At 59.0% G+C, this 18,386-nt stretch carries 17 protein-coding genes; 11 read left to right on the top strand and 6 right to left on the bottom strand.

Annotated elements, in window-relative coordinates:
• The first annotated feature begins 254 nt into the window (after window positions 1-254).
• Window positions 255-725 (top strand): VOC family protein, encoded by a 471-nt coding sequence (locus tag XX99_RS21800; RefSeq protein ID WP_156186146.1) that lies wholly within the window; start codon window positions 255-257, stop codon window positions 723-725.
• Between the two features lie 657 nt (window positions 726-1,382).
• On the opposite strand, the gene XX99_RS21795 is transcribed toward XX99_RS21800, so the two are convergent.
• Window positions 1,383-3,152, bottom strand: coding sequence for a proline--tRNA ligase (locus XX99_RS21795; RefSeq protein WP_082125823.1), 1,770 nt, complete (start codon window positions 3,150-3,152; stop codon window positions 1,383-1,385).
• Window positions 3,153-3,410: 258 nt separating this feature from the next.
• Here XX99_RS21795 and XX99_RS21790 point away from each other — a divergent pair, with 258 nt between their 5' ends.
• The 5 genes from XX99_RS21790 to XX99_RS21770 all read left to right on the top strand — a co-directional run bounded on the left by XX99_RS21790 (window position 3,411) and on the right by XX99_RS21770 (window position 7,821).
• On the top strand, window positions 3,411-4,073 hold the full coding sequence (locus XX99_RS21790) for a DUF6629 family protein (RefSeq protein WP_050061540.1): 663 nt from the start codon (window positions 3,411-3,413) through the stop codon (window positions 4,071-4,073).
• A gap of 246 nt (window positions 4,074-4,319) precedes the next feature.
• The gene (locus XX99_RS21785) at window positions 4,320-4,895 is read left to right on the top strand and encodes an RNA polymerase sigma factor (protein WP_050061539.1); all 576 of its coding nucleotides are present in this window, start codon (window positions 4,320-4,322) and stop codon (window positions 4,893-4,895) included.
• Window positions 4,885-5,544 carry a hypothetical protein gene (locus tag XX99_RS21780; RefSeq protein ID WP_050061538.1) on the top strand — a complete coding sequence of 220 codons (660 nt, stop codon included), beginning with the start codon at window positions 4,885-4,887 and terminating at the stop codon, window positions 5,542-5,544. The genes XX99_RS21785 and XX99_RS21780 overlap by 11 nt, the downstream gene beginning before the upstream one ends.
• A 9-nt stretch (window positions 5,545-5,553) precedes the next feature.
• Complete coding sequence (locus XX99_RS21775; protein WP_050061537.1) at window positions 5,554-6,093, top strand: hypothetical protein; 540 nt, start codon at window positions 5,554-5,556, stop codon at window positions 6,091-6,093.
• 117 nt (window positions 6,094-6,210) lie between these two features.
• The gene (locus XX99_RS21770) at window positions 6,211-7,821 is read left to right on the top strand and encodes a VWA domain-containing protein (protein ID WP_050061536.1); all 1,611 of its coding nucleotides are present in this window, start codon (window positions 6,211-6,213) and stop codon (window positions 7,819-7,821) included.
• Between the two features lie 24 nt (window positions 7,822-7,845).
• Here the strand turns inward: XX99_RS21770 and XX99_RS21765 are convergent, their stop codons facing one another.
• Complete coding sequence (locus XX99_RS21765; protein ID WP_311732236.1) at window positions 7,846-8,691, bottom strand: proline dehydrogenase family protein; 846 nt, start codon at window positions 8,689-8,691, stop codon at window positions 7,846-7,848.
• Window positions 8,692-9,089: 398 nt separating this feature from the next.
• Here XX99_RS21765 and XX99_RS21760 point away from each other — a divergent pair, with 398 nt between their 5' ends.
• Entirely contained in the window at window positions 9,090-9,368 is a 279-nt protein-coding gene (locus XX99_RS21760) for a hypothetical protein (protein ID WP_050061534.1), read from the top strand.
• A gap of 184 nt (window positions 9,369-9,552) precedes the next feature.
• On the opposite strand, the gene XX99_RS21755 is transcribed toward XX99_RS21760, so the two are convergent.
• A complete protein-coding gene (locus tag XX99_RS21755) occupies window positions 9,553-10,365 on the bottom strand; it encodes a dolichyl-phosphate beta-glucosyltransferase (protein WP_050061533.1) in 813 nt (270 codons plus the stop codon).
• A gap of 167 nt (window positions 10,366-10,532) precedes the next feature.
• Between XX99_RS21755 and XX99_RS21750 the strand changes: the two genes are divergently transcribed.
• Together XX99_RS21750 and XX99_RS21745 are read left to right on the top strand one after the other, a co-directional pair.
• Entirely contained in the window at window positions 10,533-10,841 is a 309-nt protein-coding gene (locus XX99_RS21750) for an integration host factor subunit beta (protein WP_050061532.1), read from the top strand.
• A 663-nt stretch (window positions 10,842-11,504) separates the two neighbouring features.
• A complete protein-coding gene (locus XX99_RS21745) occupies window positions 11,505-11,789 on the top strand; it encodes a hypothetical protein (RefSeq protein WP_050061531.1) in 285 nt (94 codons plus the stop codon).
• Window positions 11,790-11,832: 43 nt separating this feature from the next.
• On the opposite strand, the gene XX99_RS21740 is transcribed toward XX99_RS21745, so the two are convergent.
• Window positions 11,833-12,111, bottom strand: coding sequence for a 4a-hydroxytetrahydrobiopterin dehydratase (locus tag XX99_RS21740; protein WP_050061530.1), 279 nt, complete (start codon window positions 12,109-12,111; stop codon window positions 11,833-11,835).
• A 36-nt stretch (window positions 12,112-12,147) separates the two neighbouring features.
• Window positions 12,148-13,257, bottom strand: coding sequence for an HD domain-containing phosphohydrolase (locus XX99_RS21735; RefSeq protein WP_050061529.1), 1,110 nt, complete (start codon window positions 13,255-13,257; stop codon window positions 12,148-12,150).
• Window positions 13,258-13,579: 322 nt separating this feature from the next.
• Here XX99_RS21735 and XX99_RS21725 point away from each other — a divergent pair, with 322 nt between their 5' ends.
• Complete coding sequence (locus XX99_RS21725; RefSeq protein WP_050061527.1) at window positions 13,580-14,140, top strand: RNA polymerase sigma factor; 561 nt, start codon at window positions 13,580-13,582, stop codon at window positions 14,138-14,140.
• 231 nt (window positions 14,141-14,371) lie between these two features.
• Here the strand turns inward: XX99_RS21725 and glmU are convergent, their stop codons facing one another.
• Complete coding sequence (gene glmU, locus XX99_RS21720) at window positions 14,372-15,784, bottom strand: bifunctional UDP-N-acetylglucosamine diphosphorylase/glucosamine-1-phosphate N-acetyltransferase GlmU (protein WP_050061526.1); 1,413 nt, start codon at window positions 15,782-15,784, stop codon at window positions 14,372-14,374.
• A 444-nt stretch (window positions 15,785-16,228) separates the two neighbouring features.
• On the opposite strand from glmU, the gene XX99_RS21715 reads away from it, so the two are divergent.
• Window positions 16,229-18,361, top strand: coding sequence for a putative bifunctional diguanylate cyclase/phosphodiesterase (locus XX99_RS21715; protein ID WP_050061525.1), 2,133 nt, complete (start codon window positions 16,229-16,231; stop codon window positions 18,359-18,361).
• Window positions 18,362-18,386: the final 25 nt, after the last annotated feature.

Raw genomic sequence — 18,386 nt, 5'->3', positions numbered from 1 at the left:
TCCAGACCAAACTGGCTTGACCCTGCGGCTCCGTAAATCTCCAGGTAGCAAGAAATTGCAGTGATATCGGACGCGCATGCATGTATGACGTTCGGATGCAGAATGCAGTGCAACCGCAATGCCGAAAATTGCGAATACGAGAAATGCCCTTCCGATGTTCCGCGGCGGGTAGGCTCGGGGAGCCGCGCTGTGGAACAGGGAATGTGTTCCTTCCCCAAGTCTTTGCGTCTAGAATGTCGCCCGAGGAGATATTTATGGGCATATTCGAAAGCTATCCTCGCGTGACTCCGTTTCTGTGGTTCAACCGCGAAGCCGAGCAGGCCGCTGATTTCTACTGCAGCATCTTCCCCAACTCCCGTCGCTTCGAAGCAACGCGCAATCCTCAGGATGGCAGCGTGCTGGTCGTCGGCTTCGAGCTCGACGGCCAGAAGTTCACCGCCCTGAACGGCGGCCCACTCTTCCCCTTCACCGAAGCCGTTTCCTTCGTGGTGCGCTGCGATTCTCAAAAGGACATCGACGAATACTGGGCGAAACTAACCGCCGATGGCGGCAAGGAAAGCCAATGCGGATGGCTCAAAGATAAATTCGGGCTCTCCTGGCAGGTGGTCCCATCGAAAATCGGAGACTACGCCCGCAACCCAGCCGCCATGCAGGCCATGATGGGGATGAAGAAGCTGAATATTGAGGAACTGGAGCGGGCTGCACTCACTAGCAAAGAGAAGTAGCTCGGCGTCTCCGCGTGGGCGCATCCGGGAAGCTCTCGAATCTATCAATCTCCATTTCCGTCGAGATAAAACCCGATGCTTTTCCACATGATGGTGGTAGTGTGTTGCTCGGACAGCTCGCAGCGAAAGGAAAGACCGGCATGCGACCGTATTTGCCACCAGCCGAGCCTCAATGGTTCGACAAATTATCCGATCTCTGTTCCCTCGGTGAACTTATCGAATTGAAAATCGGCCATGAGGTGAACCTCATAGGTCATCGCATGGAATGGCTTGTAGTGTCGGAGGCGTTTTTGTTCGGCGCGTTTGTAGGTGTGGTCACATGCAACAACACCGTGATGCACACAATTTTCAAATCTGTCCTGTTATATATGTTCCCGATTTTGGGAATCGTTCTCGCTGGTTTAGCCGCCATGAGCGTACGCGCGGCCATTGCCGTGGCCAACCAGCTCCGGGAAGCTCGCGCGGTGGTAGACGAACATTTGCGCCGGGTCACGAAAATGGATCAGTTTCCGAATCTCGGAAACAGCTCCCGCAGTCACGGTCTGGGGTGGACCGAAGCCTGGGGAGCAATCTCGGCCAAATGGGTTCCTGCCGCATTGGCTCTTGCCTGGACAGTCGCTCTGGGCTTTGTCATTTACGCGCCTGGAGGAGTTCCAGTCACTTCGTCTCTGACGCTACAACCAGTGCCGGTAGTAGTTCTGCAATTTCCAGATCCACCGACAACGCCGAGGCCCGTGTCACCAGCTCCACCTTCCCCTCCGCGATCTTCTTCCCCACATTCACGCGGAAGGGAATCCCGACCAGGTCGGCGTCCTTGAACTTCACGCCCGCGCGCTCGTCGCGATCGTCAAGCAGCACATCGAATCCCGCAGCTTCGAGCTTCTCAGCGATCTCCGTTCCCGCAGCCAGCAGGGAAGCGTCCGATATGTTGGTAACGGTCACGACCACATCGAACGGCGCAATTGCCCGAGGCAGCCAGAAACCGTTCGCATCGTTGTTCTGCTCGATGGAAGCAGTCAGGATGCGCTCGATGCCGATGCCGTAGCAGCCCATGATCGGCGTCACTTCCTTGCCGTTGGGATCGAGCACCCGCGCCCCCATGCTCTCCGTATATCGATCGCCGAGCTTGAAGATATGCCCCACCTCGACCGCCTTCGCGACCTTGAGCGGCGATCCGCATTCGGGACATCCCTCGCCCTCAGCCACATTGCGAATATCCGCCAGCAAGGTCCAGCTGAAATCGCGGCCAGGTGTGACGTTGCGGAAGTGATAGTCGAGCTTGTTCGCGCCGCCCGCCATGTTCTTGCGATTCTCGAGGCCAAGATCGGCGATCACCTTCAGCCCCGGCTCATTCACACTCTTTACCGGCGTAAGACCCACCGGCCCGAGATAACCAGCCGGTCCGTGGAAGTACTTCTCCAGCTCCTCGCCGTTCATGGGACGAAGCTCGCCGGCCTTCACCAGGCCCATCAGCTTGGTCTCGTTCACGAAGTGATCGCCGCGCAGGAAGACCACCACCGGCTCCCACACCGTCTCTTTGCCTTTGCCGGTATCGGATAAGCGGGCGGCCATGTACGCGACCGTCTTGATATCCGAAGCCGGAGAGATCTGGAAGAACTCCGCCACATCCGCAATTGCCGCCTTGCCCGGAGTATGCACCAGCTCGGGCAGACCGTCGCCGGTAGGCTCCATCTCCGTCACCGCGCTCAGCCGCGAAGTCGCCTTCTCCATGTTGGCCGCATAGCCACAGCTCGCGCAGCTTGCGATCAGATCCTCACCGGCATCGGTGTAGACCATGAACTCCTGCGACTGCGATCCGCCCATGGCGCCAGAGTCGGCTTCGACGGCGACAAATTGCAGGCCGCTGCGCGTGAAGATATTGCGGTAAGCCTGATCGTGCTTGTTGTAACTCTCGTCCAGGCTCGCGGCGTCGAGATCGAAGGAGTAGCTGTCCTTCATGATGAACTGCCGCACCCGCAGCAGTCCTGCCTTCGGCCGTGGCTCGTCGCGATACTTGGTCTGAATCTGGTACCAGATCTGCGGAAGCTGCTTGTAGCTGCGCAGCTCTTTGCGCGCGATATCGGTCATCACCTCTTCGTGGGTCATGCCCAGGCACAGCCACGCGCCCTTGCGGTCCTGCAGCCGGAACATATTCTGTCCCATCGACGTCCAGCGGCCGCTCTGCTCCCATATCTCGGAAGGCATGATCCCCGGCAGCAGAAACTCCTGCCCGATGGTGTTCATCTCCTCGCGCACGATGGCGATGATCTTATTGATCGACCGCTGCCCCATAAAAAGATACGAGTAAATGCCGGCGCCCAGCTGGCGCACGTATCCCGAGCGGAGAAGAAACTTGTGGCTGGCGACTTCGGCATCCGCCGGAGCCTCGCGAAGGGTGGGAACGAACAGTTTTGACCAGCGATGCATCGCGTGCAACGTCTTTCCAGCCGCGAAATCGCCGCGGCGCAGGTTTAAATGAAATCAGTCACCATTCTAATTGGTTCGCACCGCCGCATGCCTCTCCCCTGCCGCCCCGCTCGGATTGGGAATCGGGAAGATCGGATCGGTTCCCGTGTTTTACCGATAAGACATATGGGCGAGCTGGTTCGAGACCGATCTTGCTCCTCCATACGGACCCGCTATATGAGACGCTTAAGATTCCCATAACGAAGGAGAGGACGCGCAATGTGTTTTTCCGCCACAGCGAATTTCGTCGGCAGCGGAGTTCTCGGAGCCGTAGGCGTGGTCACGCTCACCCGCGTCAAGCATCGCCGCGAGCTGCTCTTCGCCGCGCTGCCCACCCTCTTCGCCATTCATCAGTTCATCGAGGGATTCGTCTGGCTGGGCCTGGATGGAATTCTCTCGCCCGCCGTGGCACACGATATGGGCGCGGCCTTCGTGCTTTACGCTCAGGGATTTCTCCCCTTTCTACTGCCGCTCAGCGTTCTCCTCTTCGAGCCCGACGTGCGCAGCCGCCGAAGCATGTTGCCCTTCCTGCTCATCGGCGGAGGAACCACCTTATATATCCTCTGGGCGCTTACCGCTTTTCCCCTGCAGGTTTTCGTCCAGCGCAACAGCATCGTCTACATCAATCAGGCGACCAACAATACCGTCGTAGCGGTGCTCTACATCATCGCGACCTGCGGATCGCTGTTTTTCTCGAAGGTCCGAGCCATGGTTCTCTTCGGCATAGCCAATCTGGCGATTCTGCTGGTTGTAATGGAAATCAAGCGCTACGCCTTCACCTCCGTCTGGTGCGCCTATGCGGCGGTGGCCAGCGTCATCATCCTCGGCTACTTCTGGAAGAGCCATCCCATCCGCCCCTTCCGCTACGCCGAGAGCATCTAAATTCCTCGTCTCCTGGGTCGGTGATTCCTTACATAAATTGTCATCCCGACCGTAGCGAAGCGAAGTGGAGTTTTCCGCTTAGGCCCGTCGCTGCGTAAAGATCCATGGACTTATTCTTCAAAGACTAGCGGCTAACCGAAAATCATAGAACGATAGCGTCAGCCGATCGACTCCTGTCCTCATCCCGTCCGCCCGCAAAAAAATAAAGTCGAACACCTCTGCTCCCTCTCCCGTCTTTGGGAGTGAATGTCGCCCGAGCATGGTGGATGGGATCGAGTTGGGAGCAGAGAAGCAGAAGACGAGCAAGCCGCATTCGAGGCGCTCGTGAAGCGCCAGTCGCGCTTCGTCTTTCGTGTCGCCTACGCCATTCTCCGCAACAGCCACGACGCCGAGGACGCCGCCCAGGAGAGCTTTCTGAAGCTCTATCGCAACCATGCATGGAGGGGAATCGAAAACGAGCGAGCCTTTCTCGCGCGTGCAGTATGGCGCGTGGCCGTCGATCGCGTGAGGCAATTGCAACTCCCGCATGCCGTGCTGGAGGACGAACTGGAGCCGCCTTCCGCCGCGCCCAGCCCGGAGCAGGAAGCCATCGCCGTCGATTGGCAGGCTGCAATCCATCGCATGATCGACGCACTACCCGAAGAACTGCGCCAGCCGCTCGCCCTCTCCGCGATCGACCAGCTGAATTCCCGCGAGATCGCCGCCATCCTCGGAATCCCCGAGGGCACCGTGCGCACGCGCCTCATGCGCGCCCGGCATAGGCTCAAGGAAAAACTGGCCGCCCTGCACGGCGCGGGGAAGGAGAACCACTATGCGCGATAGAGAATCCCCAGATCGAGAGTCCCCACATAGAGACGAGCTGGACGCCCTGCTCGATGCCGCGCTTGCCACCTACGCCGATCCCGCGTCGTCGTCGGACATCGCCTCGCAGGTTTTTGCGTCTGTTCGAGAAAGCGGCCGCTGCCGGCGGCGGTACGGCCGGCTGCCATGGGCGATTGCCGTTCCTGTTTTCGCCGCGCTGCTGATGATGGTGCTTATTCCCATGCGCCACGCGCGAAGCCGTGGCAGAACATCAACGACTGTAGCGAATCTTTCTTCTCCCTTCGAGCGACCGCAGCCGCTGGCCCACCATCCGGCGACACCGCAGGAGCGGCCATCGGAACCGGCGCAAACCCAGGCGGCCCCTTTGGTGGATAGGGGCGTGAGCCCGCACCGAACTGCTCCCCTACCAATCCAGTCTCAGCAGCCGAGCGATAAATCTCTGCCCAAACAGGAGGTCTTTCCCACCCCCGCGCCGCTTTCGAAGGACGAGCAGGCGCTTGTTGCATTCGTTGATCGCAGCCCCGGCAAGGTCGCGCAGGCGGTCGCCCAAAGTCAGCAGCAGCCCGTGGAACCGATCGACATCGCCGCCATCCGCATTCAACCCATCGACACTTCACTCAACGCAGCCTCCGGCAACGGCGGCAACTAAGGAGCCAATATGCGCAAGCTCGCCATTCTCAGCTGTCTCTCTCTTGTTTCCGTATTTTCTCTGCCCGCATCCGCGCAGGACGCGAAGCCGCCTGCGGATGAGGTCCAGCGGCCCGCCATCGATATTCACCCTTACCGCATCGAATTCGTCGTTCGGGAATTAAGTGAAGACGGCAAGGTGGTGAACAGCCGCAGATATCAGGCCGCGATCGGGGACATGTATGATCATGCCTCCATTCGTACCGGATCACGGGTCCCAGTGCGCGCCAATGACAAGGGCGACCTCAACTATATCGATATAGGCATCAACCTTGATTGCAATAGCGCGCATGAGGTGCCCGGAGGGCTTCACGTCGGAATCAGCGCGGAACTGACGAGTCCGGCCCCACCCAGCGCTGCTGCTGACTCGTCAATTCCGGTAATCCGGCAAAACCGCTGGACCGCCTCCACCGTGCTGGTCATCGGGAAGCCCACCCTGATCTTTTCTTCCGACAATCTCGAAAGCAAGGGCCGGATCGAAGTCGAGGTTACCGCCACGCCGGTCCGCTGACCGGCAAAACCACATGGGTGAAACCGGCCGAAGTAATGTCGGCCGGTTACTCTGGAAGAGCACAGTAGAAAGCAACTAACCAAGTCGCCCATCCGTCAACTGTGCGTGAGGTGAACCATGCTTCTGCGGAAGTCCCCGGCGGTTTTCATCCTCGCAGCATCCTTCGCAGCCTGCATCGCCCAAACTTCGTCACCCAGCCCGAACCAGCCCGGCGATACGACGCAGACCACGAACACCCAGGGCGTCAACCAGGGTTACACCTTCCGCGCCGAGTCGCGCGTCGTCCTCACCGATGTCACGGTGACCGATGCCAAGGGCAATCCCGTTCATGGCCTTCCGCAGTCGGCCTTCCACATCTTCGATAACAAGAAGCCGCAGGTCGTTTCCTCTTTCGAAGAGCACTCGCATACTCCGGTGGCGGCAATTGTGCCCGCAGCCGCGCATGGCGACTACAGCAACGACTTCCTTCTCCACCTGCCCCCGGTGCTCAATGTGCTGGTCATCGACATCGTCAACCTCAACATCACCGACCAGATGTACCTCTATTACGAGCTCACCCGTTTCATCAAGCAGATGCCGGAGGGACAGTCGCTCGCCGTTTATTTGCGGCCGGGAACCAACACTGTTCTTCTGCAGAACTTCACGCCCGACCGCAATCTCCTGCTGGCTGCGGTACACAAGGCGATCCCGCGTTTTCCGCCTCACGGCCGCGAATATCTCAGCGATCTGGATACGCTGCGGCAGATTTCGCTCTCCCTCAGCCAGTATCCCGGCCGCAAGAACCTGATCTGGTTCAGCGGCGGCTCCACGCTCTTTCTGCGCCCCGATGCCAGCAGCTTTCAGGATGCCGCCGCCATGCGCGCCATCTATGACGAGCTGGAACAGGACCGCATCGCCGTCTATCCCATCGATGCCCGCGGCCTGACCATCTCCGCTGGCCCCGCCCAGTGGCAACAGCACATGCTCATGAATGACGTAGCCACGGCTACCGGCGGCCACGCCTTCTACAACACCAACGGCCTGCTGGAAGCAGCCGGGCAGATACTCGATTCCAGCGGAAGCTTCTACACCCTGACCTATTCACCGCACGACTTCCGCTTCAACAACAAGTGGCACAACATCCGCATCGCAGTGGAAGGCGACGCGTACCATCTCAGCTATCGAAGCGGATACTTCGCCGACGGCGCCGTCAGCGGCGCGGAGCCCACCGGCAAAAAGCGCACTCACATCCTGGTCGGAGGCGACAGGCTCGAAGAGGATCCCGACCTGCGCAGTCAGCCGATCATCTTTCAGGCCCGCGTTCTGCCCTCATCCGACCCTTCAATTGCCGCGCTGCCGAAGGCCACCGCCGTGCTCCCGCCTCCGGAGGCGAAGAAGGGAACTGTGCCTTTCTCCATCCGCTATACGCTGCCTGTCAACGCTTTCACCAAGAGCACCACTGATAGCAAAACTCAAATTGTCCTGGGAGTAGGGGCCTTCGCCTTCAACCGCGACGGCAGCCCGGTCGCTCGCGAGGCCGTGCGCATCACCATGACGCTCAATGCGGAGTCGCTGCGCCTCCACCCCGACGCGCCCTTCCTGGTCGATGAGCAGCTCAATCTCGTCAAGGGCGACGAGACTCTCTACCTCTCCGTCTGGGATATGACCAACGGCCGCCTGGGAACCCTGCAGATTCCCCTCGAAGTGCCGAAGCCATCCAAAGTGAAGGATGAAGCCGCGAAAAACTGAGGGAACGATCGAGAGAGCGCTCGATTAGCTCCGCAGCATGTTCTTCGCCAGGAACAGCACATTTGCCGGACGCTCGGCCAGCCGCCGCATGAAGTACGGATACCACTCCGCCCCGAACGGCACGTAGACGCGCACGTTGTATCCTTCCGCCACCAGCGCTCGCTGCAGATCGCGCCTCACCCCATACAGCATCTGGAACTCGAACTGATGCCGGTCGATGTTCTTCGTCCGAACGTACTCCTTGGCGGCTGCGACCATGGCCTCGTCGTGCGTAGCGATGCCGTGATAGAGGCTGGTATCCAGCAGTTGTTCGGTCAGCCGGATGAAATTCGCATCCACGTCCTTCTTCTCCGGAAACGCGACCGCTGGAGGCTCCTTGTAAGCGCCCTTGCACAAGCGAATGCGGATGCCCTCGCCCGTCAGCGTCGCAATGTCCTGCGCGCTGCGGTAGAGGTAAGCCTGAATGACAATTCCGACATGCCCGCGGTTCTCCGGCTTGGCGTGGAGCGCGCGCACCAGGTCGATGGTCGCCTGCGTGTATTCCGAACCCTCCATGTCGACGCGGACAAAGGTGCCCGCCGCCACCGCGTGGTCCACCAGGTCCGAGACGATGCTCCGCGCCAGACTATGCTCGGGATCGAGATCCATCCCCATCTGGGTCAGCTTCACGCTGACGTTCGCCTTGAGCCCGCGCGCCTGGATCGCATCCAATAAACGGTGATAGATGTCGGCTGATCGCTGCGCCTCGGCCGGCGTGGTGACATTCTCACCCAGGCTGTCCAGGGTGGAGGCGATGCCTTGTCCCTGGATCGACTCTGCGGCGCGGAGCGCATCCTCAATCGTCATTCCCGCGACAAAACGGGAAGACATGCGGCGGCCCATCGTCGAGCGTTCGGAGAAGTGGCGGAGGGACTGGTTGCGGGAGAGGGCTATGAAAGCGGATCGCAGAATAGGCATTGAGGTCAAAAGCCGGCAGGCTTCCCGGCCGACTTGCTATTCTCGCACACCAAAGTAAGTAAATTTACGCTCCGTTTCCAGACGTGGCTTTAGGAAAGCGAATATTATGCCGACATTAAATATTGTCGCGGCATCCAAACTTAAGCAACTCCACTCCGGGTATTCCAGCATCTCAAGTTAAGTTAGCTGACATAACGACAAGTAACGGCAGGGCTCGATGTGGAAGTACCCACCTGTCGCGTTAAACCACTACTAGAAAAGCAGTAAAAGTACGTGACAGGGCACGGACGTGCCTTGTTCGGAGAGATTCCATGTTAAAGAGCTGCGCGAATCCTCAGTGCGCGAAGCCACTCCACTACCTGCGCGAAGGCCGGATCTTCGTTTTTGACGCCGTCCGCACTGCGGGTGATGGAGAGGGAATGAAGGCCCATCGTATGGAACACTTTTGGCTCTGCGGCGCCTGTTCCGAAATCATGACGCTGGAACAGACCCGGAGCGGTGTTCGCGTGGTGGACAAGGTGAATCTGCGGATGCGCCGAGTCGAGGCGCTCACCAAGCGTGATCTTGTCGGCCAGGTGCTCGCTTCCTAGGTCGCATTGTCGATTCAAACGAAAAGAGCGCCCATCGGGCGCTCTTTTTCTTTTCAGGAAAATGCATTTAGCGATGAAGCCGGAGAACCAACCACCGGCTGTTTGATCAAATCATCATGATTCAATCATCACTCTGAGCGAAGTGAAGAGCTACAGCGAACCCAGGTTCCGCTCAACGGAACGATTACCCTTTAGCCGGCGGCATCTGCGGGACAAATTCTTTGACCTCCCGGTTGTAAGAGCCGATAAAAGCATTCCACCGGATGTACACCAGCTCTTCCAGCATCTTGATGCCGTCTTTCAGGTAGCTGATGCGGGAACGCTCATCGTGTCCCCAGGTCACCGGAACCTCGCGAACTTGATATCCGCGCTTCAGCGCAATAAACAGGATCTCGGGATCGAATCCCCAGCGCTCGATGCGCTGCAGCTGAAAAACAGTCTGCGCTGCCGACCGGGTAAACGCCTTGAAGCCGCACTGGGTGTCGGCAAAGGGCAGCCGCATCACCATACGCGTCACAGCGTTGAAGCAGCGGCCGAAAAACTGCCGGTAGATTGGCTGGTGAATCGTCTGCCGTCCGCGATCAAGCCAGCGCGACCCGATGGCCACATCGGCGCCTTCTCGCAAGGCTCCGAAAAGCCTCTCGGCTTCGTCCATTGGGGAAGAGAGATCGGCGTCTGTGAACATCACCACGCTGCCCGCGGCTTCGAGCATTCCATGGCGCACGCTGTATCCCTTGCCGCGGTTGCCGTCATTTTCAATGAGCCGGATGATGGGATGGTTGGCGGCAAAAGCTCGCACAATTGCAGCGGTGTCGTCGCTCGAGCCGTCATTGACGACCAGCACCTCGGCATTCCAGCCGTTTTTTTCGACCGATCGCACCACTTCGATGAGAGCCCGACCGATGCGCGCACTCTCGTTATAAGCCGGGATCACAATACTGTATTGAACTGGCACGGAGAACCTGTCAACTTTTTTCGAAAACCCAGCGGATATCATACGCTTTATTAGATTCAGTTGGCATGCCAATTGCACCCGAACAGTAACCGTCGTTCCTAAAGATGATTCGGGCGAGATGAAAGCGATAATTCTTTCAATGCGTGCATAAATTTCCCGCATCTACTATTGTGATAACGAGTTACCCTATAGGCGAGGCGCGGCTCACCATGACAAAGGCAGAATTGGTTGAGGAAGTCACACAGCTTGGCGATCTGACCAGGCGCGACGGCGAAGTTATCGTCGACACGATCTTCGACGCGGTTATCGGCGCGTTGAAATCGGGCGACAAGATCGAAATCCGCGGATTCGGCAGCTTCCGTATCCGCCAACGCAAGCCCCGCATCGGTCGTAATCCCAAGACCGGCGCAAAGGTCGACGTGCCCGCCAAGCGCGTGCCCTACTTCAAACCCAGCAAAGAACTGCGCGATCTGGTCAATCCGGGCGGCGCAACGGCTGACGAAGAAAAAGACACCTAATCGGCTTTTGAGGCTGCGATCATAAAGCCGCCGGTTCGCAACTGAAACTGAACAGGGAAGCAATTGAGCCGCATGCCTGGGGTCACGACACCAGGCATGCGGCTCAATTGCCGTTCCCGCTGCAGCCTCCAGATCGCAATTCAGAAGCATCTTGATGGAGATGTCCGGCCATCGTCATCTCAGGAAGGTGAATTCACCTTGAGCGGCGCAGCATCCTATCTGCGAACGCTTAGCCCGGGTCTCGACATGCGTAGTTTCGGATCGGCATCGCCCAAGAAAATGAATAGGGGATTGAGCAGGGAAGCAGAAAGCGCCGGATGGTAGTTGTCTCTAGCCAAAAAAAAAGACGGCACGAATTTTTAAGGTTCGTGCCGGGAGGCCAGTGACGCAACTTATAAACTCTAAAGTTGGTGGGGAGCACCGCTCAACCTGTCCAACTTGTTTCTACAATAAATCAGATGCGCGATTCTTGCAAATGGTAGAAGTATTTTTTCTTACTTTCGGCATTTTTTCTTTTTTAAGCCGTTTGCTGCTTATGTTCAGGCATTTGCGCCTGCTTGAATCTAATATCTAAGACGCTGCGACTGGCAAAAGTGTTTCCATTTTTTGTAGCCACCCCATATTTTTTTGGAATTTCCTTCAAGAAAGCAGGTCGAGACCCCCATGGCTGCTCCCCAACGGCCGAATTCTGACACAGCAACGCCGTCTAGCTCCGCCACAGCGACGTCGCCCGAATCCAGCGCAGCCTCACCTGAAGACGCGCCCCCATCGAGGAAAACGCAGCGATGGCTGCGCACTGCTCTTTTTTTCGCGGGTTCGGCCGCGTTCGGCGGTCTCGCCGTTGCCCTGTGGGATCGGAAGCTGCTGACCGCGATGCGCAGCAAAGATGGGGAAAGAAATCCGGAGCCCCAGGCGTCCGAGCGCACGCGGGACGAAGATATCTATTAGGTCGTCGCCGGCCGGCTATGCCGTACCGTGGCCGCCAGCCGCTTCAGCTCAGCGCGTTGATGGCCTCTGCCAGCTCGAAATCCCGCGGCGTCAATCCACCGGCGTCATGGGAGATCAGAGCCAGACGGACCCGGTTGTAGCGGATATCGATATCGGGATGGTGACCGGCCATTTCCGCCTTCTCCGCCACGGCGTTGACGAAATCCATGGCGCTCACGAAATCGGCAAAGGTGCTTTCGAGGACGATCTCGCCCTCTACCAGCTTCCACTGCGGCAACCTTTGCAATCTGGCCTGCGCTTCGTTTGGAGTCAAAATAGGCAATTCGACCTTCCTGATTAAGGATGTTGATTGGCTATGTTAAAAATTAGGGCCGGCGCCAGCCGTGCCCTCGAACGACAACGGAGAAAAGCGCCCCCGCAAACCTATTTCGGCACGGAGATCGCTCCAGATCTGATCCGGCATGGTCAGGAACGCTTTAACCACCTTTGGATCGAACTGGCTGCCGCTGCAGCGCTTGATCTCTTTGCGCGCGGCGTCGAAGGTATTGGCCCTGCGATAAGGGCGGTCCGAGGTGATCGCGTCCAGTGTGTCGGCCACGGCGAAGATGCGCGCGCCCAGGGGAATCTGGTCTCCCTTGAGGCCGCGCGGATAGCCGCTGCCATCGTAATGTTCCTGGTGGCTGTAGACGATGTCGGCCGCGCCTTGCAGGAAGGGAATCTTGCGCACGATCTGATAGCCGCGCAGGCAGTGTTCGCGCATCATGGTCTGCTCGTGAATATCGAGCCGGCCAGGCTTGAGCAGAATGGAATCCGGGATGGCCATCTTGCCGATGTCGTGCAGATAGGCGCCGCGGGCCACGGTGCGAATCTCGAGCGATTCCACATCCATGGCCCGGGCCAGGGCGATGGTGTAGGCGGTGACTCGCTTCGAGTGGCCTTCGGTCTCCGCGTCCTTCAGATCGAGGGCATCACCCAGAGCCTCGAGCGTGATGTCGTACGAGCGCTCCAGATCGGCCATCGCATGGTGCAGCATCTCGGTCCGTGCGGCAACCAGTTGCTCAAGATTGTGGCGATAGATGCTGTTCTGCTGCACCAGACGCCGGTATTCGAGCGCGCGCTTCACGGTGGCCAGCAGTTGTTCCTTCTCGAATGGCTTGAGCAGATAATCGTATGCGCCCTTGCGCATCGCGGCGATGGCCACACCGATGTCGTGAATGGCCGTCACCATCACCATCGGAACATCCGGCTGGGCGGCGCGCACCCGCTCCAGAAGGCCGATGCCATCGAGGCCGTTCATCATGATGTCGGAGAGAACTAGGTCGTACGGCGGATCTTTCTCCAACCGCTCGATCGCCTCCAGGCCATTCGACACCAACACTGGAGAGTAGTGGGAGATCTCCAGCATCGCGCACATCACGGCCCGAACGTAGGGTTCGTCGTCGACAATCAGAATTCGCTCAGAAGCCATCTTTTTCCACCGAAATTAAAACAAACGATACCTGTTGGCCAGCGAGGCTTCATCGGGGTAATCCATTTCGGCGGGAGCTGGGGGGCCGATTTTTGTACCCTTATCCTGATGGCTAACATATAACAAATTGTTGGTTTCGCCTAAGGCCGCGGGTTGGCTTCTCTGATCCTCTGCTGTTTGGCCCGCGCGGGCAACCATTAAGCTGGCCTACCGCTCTAAAGGTATATCTTTCATCGTCATCCCTCGTATGAGATTTCAAGAATTCGATGGTATCCAGCCGATAAAACAGTAAACTGATATCAGACGTAAGGCAGGTAAGCGATTGTTCGAGTTCGAACCATTGAACACCGGCAACAAGATGGTGGAAGTCACCATCACCAGCCGCCAGATGCAGCGCGCAGAAGATCGACGCCGCGACATCTACGATAGCCATCGCCATCGCACCTTCGCTCTTGCCTTTTACATGACCGGCAATGAGATCGAAGCCGAGAAGATTCTCACCGACACATTCGTAGCCGCATTCTCCGCCGCCCCGGAGCCCAGCGCCCAGGATGTAGACGCGGCGCTCGTCACCGAATTACGGTCGCGGTTTTCGCTCAACGCGCAGGCTCCCATGGCCACCCCCGAATACGCGGAGCCAGGAAGCGCCAACCTTTCGCAGCGCAATGTTCGCCGCACTGACTTGGAAGAGGCCATCCAGACTTTGCCGGATTCCGAGCGGCTGCTGTTCCTGTTGCGAGATGTGGAAGGCTACACGTCTGCAGCCATTTCAAAGCTGCTGCAAATTCCCGAAACCCAAGTCAATCGCTCTCTGCTCTCCGCTCGCATTCGCCTGCGCCGCGCTCTCGCCGAAGGGCAGGAAGCAGCAGCTGAAGCGGCATAGCAGCTTGCCCCTCCCACATCTTAAGCATTCGCGCACGGCAGCATTCACCCGCTGTCTCTAGTGCTCGTCATTCTGAGCAATCCCGGGTTCCCGGCACGCGCGATGTTCCTGTATTGGGGGGTAGCGAAGAATCTCAACGACGCTGGTGCGTAAACTGCGCTGAGATTCTTCCTCTCCGGCCGTCAGTACATGGGATGACGGCTCAGGCGACCGATCTCATGGCGTCTCGACTCAGCGGCGCGGTCCATCTTTCTTGTTGATCGCTTCTTCTACGCGCTGCTTTCGCGCCTTCGCCCAACCGTCCTTCGTCGTCTGCCTGGAGCGGCCCAACGCCAATGCTCCTTCCGGAACATTCTCGGTGATCGCTGAGCCCGCTGCGATATACGCGCCGTTGCCCACAGAGATGGGCGCCACCAGCGTAGTGTCGCTGCCCACGAAAACGCCGTCACCAATCAGCGTGGTGTGCTTGCTCACGCCGTCATAGTTGCAGGTGATGGTTCCGGCCCCGATGTTGGTGCCCGCGCCTATCTCGGCATTTCCGAGATAGGTGAGGTGGTTGGCCTTCGATCCCTTGCCGAGCTTGATCTTCTTCGTTTCGACGAAGGCGCCTGCATGCGCGTCTTCGCCGATCTCCGTCTCCGGCCGCATGTGCGTGAAGGGTCCAATGAACGCGCCGTTATCGATACGCGAGTTGGCGATCACGCAGCCCTGGCGAATGAGAACCCTGTCGGCCACCGTCGTGTTCTCGATGACGGTATAAGAGCGGATGCGGCAGTCCTCGCCGATCTTTGTATGCCCGAGCAGTTGAACGTACGGCTCGATGACGGTATCGGGGCCGATCTCAACGCTCGAATCGATGACCGTAGTCTCCGGTCGAAAGATGGTGACGCCGCGGGCCATCAGCTCGCGTGCGGTATCGAGCCGCATCTCGCGATCGAGATCCATCATCTCGGCGATGGTGTTGGCTCCCAGCACTTCCACCGCATGGGCTGCCTGCAATGCGAGCACGCGCTCTTTCGCCTTGACCAGAATGCCGGCCATGTCGGTGAGGTAGAGCTCCTGATGCGAATTCTCGGCCTTCAATTCGCCCAGGTGCGCGAAGAGCGGCTCGGTGCGAAAGGCATAGATGCCGGAGTTGATTTCGCCGATCTTCTGCTGCTCGGTGGTCAGCGCTTTTTGCTCGACGATGGCCGTGACTTCCGTCTCCGATTTACGCAGAACGCGTCCGTAGCCGGCAGGATCGTGAGGAACGGCAGTCAGCACGGTCATAGCTGCCCGGTGCTCGAGGTGGAAGTCGCGCAGCTGAGCGATGGTGAAAGGCTTGAGCAGCGGTACATCTCCGGAGAGCACGAGGATATTTTCGTAGCCCTGGACCGCCGGCTCTGCGGCCTGCACCGCGTGTCCGGTGCCTTGCGGCTCACCCTGATCGACAAACTGCACACCTGTATCCTGGACCGCGGCCCGTACCTGCGCGGCCTGATGGCCGACGATGACATAGATGTCCTTAGGCGCGACGATCTGGCTGGCGCTGGCAATGACATGCTGCAGCAGCGAGCGGCCTCCGATTTCATGAAGAACCTTCGCGCGCTTCGACTTGAGCCGCGTGCCTTTGCCCGCAGCCATGATCACGATTGCTAATTGCATAAAGACAGGGTACAGGCTCTCGGGGCGAAGGTGCACGGAGGCGTATTTCCACAATGCCGTCGTCTGCGATTCATGCTGGTTACGAGCTTCGAATCGAAGCTCCGGTTGTCTGAGGACGAAAGCCCTTCACGCCTTCCGCCTGCAACTCCCCCTACATCTCCCCCTGCATCTCCCCCACATCTATTGATCAGGCAGATCCCTCTCAATTGCCTGCAAAAGATGCCGGATTCGAGCCGGTCTCGGCCGCAAGGCATTTCATTCTAGGGGCTTCGGAACCTTTCTCCATGGGCACGGCATGCCGAAAGTTGTATAGACCGTTCCCCGATCCAACGATAAACAAGGAGAACGGCCAATTGTGGCGCATTCTTCCCCCCGGATGCCGAGCCTCGCCTCTTTCCCATACTTGCGGACGACAAGGGATAGAGGTGCACCGAGGAGCAACATGTGTTTGTAAGCGGCTACAACGGATGGTTCGTTCTCATCTCGCTGCTCATTGCGATCCTGGCATCCTATACCGCTCTGGATATGGCCGGCCGCATCGAAGCCGCCACCGGAAGGCTTTCCGCATGGATATGGCTCGCCGGCGGTTCTTTCGCCATGGGACTCGGTGTCTGGTCGATGCACTTCATTGGCATGCTGGCCCTCGATATGCCTATGCCGATGGGCTTCGACGTCCGCATCACGGGACTGTCTCTGCTGATTGCCGTGGCCGCCTGCGGATTTGCGCTATGGTTGACGTCGCAGAAAAATCTCTCCTGGCCGCGTCTGGGCGGCGGCGCTCTGTTGATGGGCGGAGGGGTTGCCGCGATGCACTATACGGGCATGGCCGCGATGCGCATGACGCCCGCGATCTCTTACGTCCCTTCAATCTTTGCGCTCTCGATTGTGATTGCTGTGGCTGCTTCCGGTGCCGCGCTGTGGATCGCCTTCCATCTTCGCCGCAACTCGTCGAAGGTCAGGCTGCTTCGCGCCGGCGCTGCGATAGCGATGGGCATTGCCATCGCTGGAATGCACTACACCGGAATGGCAGCTGCCCGCATTCCGGCGGGAAGCATCTGCGCAGCCGCGCACACCGGTGCGGATCCGCGGTGGCTGGCGGCGCTGGTCATTGTGATCACCTGCGGCGGCCTCTCGGTGGCTCTTCTCATGTCGGTTCTCGACATGCGCATGGAATCGCGCACCGCGATCCTGGCTCAGTCGCTGGCGAATGCCAACCGGGAGCTGACTCACCTCGCGCTGCACGACAATCTCACCAAGCTGCCCAACCGCGTCCTGCTCGAGGACCGGCTGCAGCAGGCAATTCAAAATGCGAAGCGTGAAAAAGGCCGTTTTTCAGTAATGTTTCTCAACCTGGACGGCCTCAAAGCAGTGAACGATGCCTTCGGCTACCGTACGGGCGATTCGCTGCTGGCCGAGGTCGCGGTGCGCATCAAGGTCAATACCCGCTCCAGCGATACACTGGCGCGCATCGGCGGCGACGAGTTCGTCCTGCTCGCGGGCACCAGCGATCCGGCGGACGCTGCCGGCGTTGCGGAGAAACTGCTCGCCGCAGTCCGCCAGCCTTATCAGGTCGAGGACCGGGAGCTGTCGGTTTCGGCGAGCATCGGCATTGCGATGCTCAATGCCGAGGACCAGTCGCAGCACGAGCTGTTGATGAATGCTTATGCGGCGATGTATCACGCGAAGGCGTTGGGACGAGACCGCTACTGTTTCTTTGAAGCATCGATGAATGCCAATGCGCAGGAGCAGATGCAGCTGGTGCATGATCTGCGCCGCGCTCTCGATCGGCATGAGTTCGTGCTGATGTATCAGCCCAAGTTCGATGCCGTTTCGCTGGCCCTCACCGGCGTCGAAGCCCTGCTGCGCTGGCGGCATCCGGAGCGCGGGCTGGTGCCCCCCGATCAATTCATTCCTATTGCGGAGAAGACCGGGCTGATCGTGCCCATCGGAGAATGGGTGCTGGATGAGGCCTGCCGCCAGATGGCGTTCTGGCGGGAGACGATGAACGCGGAATGGACTGTGGCCGTCAATCTCTCGGCCGTGCAATTCGGCCACGCCGATCTGGTCGAGATGGTGGGCGCAACGCTGTCCCGTCATCATCTGGATGCGAGCTATCTGATGCTGGAGGTCACCGAGTCGACCGCCATGCGCGATGTCGACAACAGCATGCTGATTCTCGACCGGCTTACCGACATGGGCGTGCGCATCTCGATTGACGACTTCGGCACCGGCTATTCGAGCCTGCTCTATCTCAAGCGTCTGCCCGCCAGCGAGCTCAAGATCGATCGCGGCTTCGTGCGCGATCTGGCCACGGACGCAGAAGACGCAGCGATCATCACCGCGATCGTCGCGCTGGGCCGCTCTTTACATCTGAATATCGTCGCTGAAGGCGTGGAGACCGAGGTGCAGCAGGCATTCCTCACCCGGCTGGGTTGCGGCTCTCTCCAGGGATATCTCTTCGGGCGGCCGATGGCTCCCGAACAAATCGCCGAGGCCGCACTGGCCCCATCATCCGGCTCGCAGGACGATTGGCGTCCCACGCGGGGCGTGGAAGTCGCGACACACCGGAAGTCTTGACTCTGTCTGCAAGTGATCTCAATTG

It is taken from the genome of Silvibacterium bohemicum (assembly GCF_001006305.1).
Classification (GTDB): Bacteria; Acidobacteriota; Terriglobia; order Terriglobales; family Acidobacteriaceae; genus Silvibacterium; species Silvibacterium bohemicum.
This window is presented reverse-complemented; position numbering and strand designations above follow the sequence as displayed.

Coding starts and splice junctions, on each gene's coding strand:
- XX99_RS21750 (WP_050061532.1), top strand. CDS start 10,533: ATGACAAAGGCAGAATTGGTTGAGGAAGTCACACAGCTTGGCGATCTG.
- XX99_RS21770 (WP_050061536.1), top strand. CDS start 6,211: ATGCTTCTGCGGAAGTCCCCGGCGGTTTTCATCCTCGCAGCATCCTTC.
- XX99_RS21765 (WP_311732236.1), bottom strand. CDS start 8,691: ATGTCTTCCCGTTTTGTCGCGGGAATGACGATTGAGGATGCGCTCCGC.
- XX99_RS21775 (WP_050061537.1), top strand. CDS start 5,554: ATGCGCAAGCTCGCCATTCTCAGCTGTCTCTCTCTTGTTTCCGTATTT.
- glmU (WP_050061526.1), bottom strand. CDS start 15,784: ATGCAATTAGCAATCGTGATCATGGCTGCGGGCAAAGGCACGCGGCTC.
- XX99_RS21785 (WP_050061539.1), top strand. CDS start 4,320: ATGTCGCCCGAGCATGGTGGATGGGATCGAGTTGGGAGCAGAGAAGCA.
- XX99_RS21755 (WP_050061533.1), bottom strand. CDS start 10,365: ATGATATCCGCTGGGTTTTCGAAAAAAGTTGACAGGTTCTCCGTGCCA.
- XX99_RS21780 (WP_050061538.1), top strand. CDS start 4,885: ATGCGCGATAGAGAATCCCCAGATCGAGAGTCCCCACATAGAGACGAG.
- XX99_RS21735 (WP_050061529.1), bottom strand. CDS start 13,257: ATGGCTTCTGAGCGAATTCTGATTGTCGACGACGAACCCTACGTTCGG.
- XX99_RS21790 (WP_050061540.1), top strand. CDS start 3,411: ATGTGTTTTTCCGCCACAGCGAATTTCGTCGGCAGCGGAGTTCTCGGA.
- XX99_RS21795 (WP_082125823.1), bottom strand. CDS start 3,152: ATGCATCGCTGGTCAAAACTGTTCGTTCCCACCCTTCGCGAGGCTCCG.
- XX99_RS21745 (WP_050061531.1), top strand. CDS start 11,505: ATGGCTGCTCCCCAACGGCCGAATTCTGACACAGCAACGCCGTCTAGC.
- XX99_RS21760 (WP_050061534.1), top strand. CDS start 9,090: ATGTTAAAGAGCTGCGCGAATCCTCAGTGCGCGAAGCCACTCCACTAC.
- XX99_RS21800 (WP_156186146.1), top strand. CDS start 255: ATGGGCATATTCGAAAGCTATCCTCGCGTGACTCCGTTTCTGTGGTTC.